The sequence below is a fragment of the Amaricoccus sp. genome, from assembly GCF_036846665.1.
In the GTDB taxonomy this organism is placed as follows: domain Bacteria; phylum Pseudomonadota; class Alphaproteobacteria; order Rhodobacterales; family Rhodobacteraceae; genus Amaricoccus.
The window spans coordinates 1-4,425 of record NZ_DAIUBO010000276.1 but is presented as its reverse complement, the minus strand read 5'-3'; the positions used below and the strand labels follow the sequence as shown (position 1 = coordinate 4,425).

Genomic DNA, 4,425 nt, shown 5'->3' with positions numbered 1-4,425 from the left:
ACGATGCCGGTGTAGCCGAAGCCCGGCGAGAGATCGAGCGTGAGGTTGCCCTTGAGCCCCGAGACCTCCGCGACGCCGCCGAGTGCCGCCAGCCCGCCGGAGATCAGCGCGGTCAGCGCCAGCACGCGGTTCACGGGGATGCCCGCGAAGCGCGCCGCGGCGGCATTGTGGCCGACCGCGCGCATCTCGTAGCCGAGCACGCTGCGCGCCAGCATCAGCCAGACGGCGAGCGCGGCGAGGATGGCGACCGCGAATCCCATGTGCAGCCGCTTGCCCTGCACCAGCCGCGGCCATTGCGCCTCGGCGACGACTCGTTGCGACTGCGGCCAGCCGAGGCCCATGGGGTCCTTCAGCGGGCCTTCGAGCAGCAGGGAGACGAAGAGCAGCACGATGAAGTTCAGGAGCAGCGTGGTCACCACCTCGTCCACCCCGAAGCGGGTCTTGAGGAGCGCCGGGCCGAGCAGGAGCAGCCCGCCCGCCAGCATCGCCGCGAGCGCGATCAGCGGGACCAGCGCCCAGGAGGGGGCCGCGACCGCCCCGGTGCCGAGCACCACCGTCACCACCGCGCCGATGTAGAGCTGCGCCTCGGCGCCGATGTTCCAGAGCTTGGCGCGGAAGGCGACCGTCACCGCGAGCCCGGTGAAGATCAGCGGCGTGGCGCGGGTGAGCGTCTCGAGCAGGGCGAACTGCGATCCCGCCGCGCCGAGGAAGACCAGCCGGAAGACGCCGAGCGGCGAGACGCCGGCCAGGAGCACCAGGAGCGCGGCGAAGGCGAAGGTCGCGGCGAAGGCGGCCACGGGGTAGAGGATGGTCTGCGCCGGCGAGGCGATGCGCGGCTCAAGGCGCATTTCGGGCCTCAGGCGGCATGGTCGAAGCCGAGCCCGGCCATGCGGGCCCCGATCTCGCGGATGCTCAGTTCGCCCCGGGCGCTGGGCGGCGACAGCCGTCCGCGGGAGATGACGTGGATGCGGTCGGAGAGCGCCATGATTTCGTCGAGGTCCTCGGAGATGAGCAGCACCGCCGCGCCCCGCGCCCGCGCCTCGAGCAGGCGGGCGTGCACATAGGCCACCGCGCCCACGTCGAGGCCGCGGGTCGGCTGGCTCGCGAGGATGATGCGCGGTTCGCCGTCGAGCGCGCGGCCGAGGATCAGCTTCTGCATGTTGCCGCCCGAGAGCAGCCGCGCCGGCGCCTCGGGGCCGGGGCACTTCACCTCGTAGTCGCGGATGACGCGCCGGGCGAAGTCGCGGGTGGCCGGGCGCTTCATCCAGCCGCGGCGGCTGAAGGCGGGGGCGCGATAGGCCTCCGCGACCAGGTTCTCGGTCACGCTCATGTCGCCGATCACGCCGACGCCGTGGCGGTCCTCGGGCACCCGCGCGATGCCGGCGGCGAGTGCGGCGCGCGGCGACCAGGCGCCGGCGGCGCGGCCTTCGATCGCGAGCGTGCCCGCCTGCGGCGCCAGCGTGCCGGAAAGCACCTCGGCGAGCGCTGCCTGGCCGTTGCCGGAGACCCCGGCGATGCCGGTGATCTCGCCGCCGCGCAGCGCGAGATCCACCGGGCCGAGCCCGCCGGCGGTGACGCCCTTCATCTCCACCAGCATCGGGCCGGGCTGCGCCGGGCCGATGTCGGGGCGCGGGATCTCGGCGCCGACCATGAGCTCGGCGAGCGCGTGGCGGTCGGTGTCGGCGGTGGCGCGCTCGCCCACCAGCCGGCCGGCGCGCAGCACCAGCACCCGGTCGCTGACCGCCATGACCTCGCCGAGCTTGTGGGAGATGAAGATGATCGCCAGCCCACGCGCGACCAGCCGCCGCAGGGTGGCGAAGAGCGCCTCCGATTCCTGCGGGGTCAGCACCGCCGTGGGCTCGTCGAGGATGAGCACCCGCGCCTCGCGGTAGAGCGCCTTGAGGATCTCGACGCGTTGGCGCTCGCCCACGGAGAGGTCGGCGATGCGGGCGGCGGGGTCGACCTCGAGGCCGAAATCGGCGCTCATCTCGCGGATCCGCGCGAGCGCGCGCCCCCGGTCGAGCCGCGGCGCCCAGAGCGGCTGGGTGCCGAGCGCGATGTTCTCCAAGACGCTCATGCTGTCGGCGAGGGTGAAATGCTGGTGCACCATGGCGAGCCCGGCAGCCAGCGCCGCCCGCGTGTCGCCGGGCGGCAGCGGACGGCCCTCGACCTCGACCCTCCCCGCATCGGCGAGGTAATGGCCGAAGAGGATGCTCATCAGCGTGGTCTTGCCGGCGCCGTTCTCGCCCAGGAGCGCCACCACCTCGCCGCGGCGCAGCTCGAAGGAGATCGCGTCATTGGCGGTCAGCGGCCCGAAGCGCTTGGTGACGCCTTCGAGCCGCAGGACGACCGGCGCCGCCTGCCCCATTCAGCTCGACGCGGGTTCGCTGTCGTCGATCTCCACGACGAGTTCGCCCGACATGATCTGCGCCTGGCGCTCGGCCACCACCTGCATCGCCGGCTCGGGCACCTTGCCCTCGAAGGTGCCGAGCGGCGCGAGCGAGCAGCCGCCGTTGATCATGAAGGAATAGACCCCGTAATCGGCGGCGGTGAAGCTGCCGTCCCGGACCGCGGCGATGGCGGCGTCGAGCGTCGGCTCGAAATGCCAGAGCGCCGAGGCGACGACGGTCTCGGGATAATCGGCCTGGGTGTCGATGACATTGCCGATCGCCAGCACGCCGCGCTCGGCGGCGGCATCGGAGACGCCGAAGCGCTCCGCGTACATCACGTCCGCGCCGTTGTCGATCATGGCGAAGGCGGTCTCCTTGGCCTTGGGCGGATCGAACCAGCTGCCGATGAAGGCGACCTGGAAGGCAACGTCGGTCTGGGATTCCTCAACCCCCCGCATGAAGGCATGCATAAGCCGGTTGACCTCGGGGATCGGGAAGCCGCCGACCATGCCGATGCGGCCCGAGCCGGTCATCGCCCCGGCGATGATGCCGCTGAGATAGGAGGCGTCCTGGATGTAGTTGTCGAAGACCGAGAAATTGGCCAGCGCCGGATCGGGCGGGAAGCTCGAGCCCATGAGATAGGCGGTATCGGGATAATCCGCCGCCACCTCGCGCGCGGCCTGCTCGACCCCGAAGACCTCGCCGATGACGAGGCCGTTGCCGGCCTCGGAATATTCCCGCATCACCCGGTCGTAGTCGGAATTCGAGACGTTCTCGGAGAAGACGTATTCGATGTCGCCGCGTTCGGCCGCGGCATTGGCGGCCATGTGGATGCGGCTGACCCATTGCTGTTCCACCGGGACGGTGTAGATCGCCGCCACCTTCAGCGGATCGGCGGCGCGCGCCCGCCGCGCGAGGAAGGATGCCGTCAGGACCGCGCCGCCGCCGGCAAGCACGCCGCGCCGCGACCAGGCATGGGATCTCGTCGTCATCGTCGGTTTCCCCTGTTGTTTCCCTGTTGTCGGAAGTGTCCGGAATCGTTGCATCGACCCGGGGCCCGGACAAGCGGAAATCGCCGGGCCGTCCCGATTTCGCCCCGGGCCGCCCGGGGCGGGGTCAGGCCGGGAGCGGCGCGATGGTGCAGTCGAGGTTGCGCAGCAGCCCGTCGCGGATGCCGTAGATCAGGCCGTGGATGCGCACCCTGGCGCCACCTTCCCAGGCCGCGCGCATGATCGGGGTCTCGGCGACGCGCGAGACGCCGTCGCGGACGTTGATCTCGCAGAGCCGGTCGAGCCGCGCCTCGGCGCTCGGCAGGGCGTCGAGCTCCGGCGCATGCTGCACCGACAGCCGGCGGATCGGTTCGATCCAGTGGTCGACCAGCCGGTGATGCGCGTTCTCGCAGCTCGCCCGCACCCCGCCGCAGCCGTAATGGCCGCAGACGATGATATCGCGCACCCCGAGCGCCTCCACGGCGAATTCCAGCGCCGAGAGCAGGTTGAGATCGGAGGAATGCACCACATTGGCGACGTTGCGATGCACGAAGACCTCGCCGGGATCGAGTCCGGCGACGACATTGGCCGGCACGCGGCTGTCCGAGCAGCCGATCCAGAAGAATTCCGGCGCCTGCTGCGCGGCGAGGCGCGGAAAGAGGCCTGGGTCGGTGCGGGCGATGCCCTCGGCCCAGGTGGCGTTGCGGCGGAGCAGGGCCTCGACCACGGGACATGTCCTCCTCTGCGCCCGCTCGGCGGGCCTCTGGCGGGAGCGCGGCGGATCGGTGCCGCGCCATCATCGTGATTCTCGCGCGTCGGCCGGCGGCGCGCAACGGGCAAGACGGGATCCGGGCCGAAGATACCCCGGCTGTTGCGCGGGGCCGGGGGTGGCGAGGGAGGGCCGCAGGATGGTCCGGTGTCAGGGGGATGGCAGTTGGAGTCCATTGTTCCCGATACGACCGTCCCGCCAACAGACGAGGGCAGCGCCCGACCCGGGCGGGAGCGAAGCGCCCGCGTCGTGCCGGAGGCACGCCTTCGGCGTGACG

Annotated in this window: 4 protein-coding genes; all 4 read right to left on the bottom strand. The window is 71.7% G+C overall.

Features of this window, described 5'->3' with window-relative positions; all coding sequences use genetic code 11:
- The coding region (locus tag V7050_RS18520; protein WP_324410989.1) for an ABC transporter permease at window positions 1–848 on the bottom strand (848 nt) is incomplete at its 3' end.
- Between the two features lie 8 nt (window positions 849–856).
- Window positions 857–2,368 (bottom strand): ABC transporter ATP-binding protein, encoded by a 1,512-nt coding sequence (locus tag V7050_RS18515; protein ID WP_324369627.1) that lies wholly within the window; start codon window positions 2,366–2,368, stop codon window positions 857–859.
- Complete coding sequence (locus tag V7050_RS18510) at window positions 2,369–3,382, bottom strand: BMP family protein (protein ID WP_324375715.1); 1,014 nt, start codon at window positions 3,380–3,382, stop codon at window positions 2,369–2,371.
- Between the two features lie 124 nt (window positions 3,383–3,506).
- A complete protein-coding gene (locus V7050_RS18505) occupies window positions 3,507–4,106 on the bottom strand; it encodes a carbonic anhydrase (RefSeq protein ID WP_324369629.1) in 600 nt (199 codons plus the stop codon).
- Window positions 4,107–4,425 lie beyond the last annotated feature (319 nt).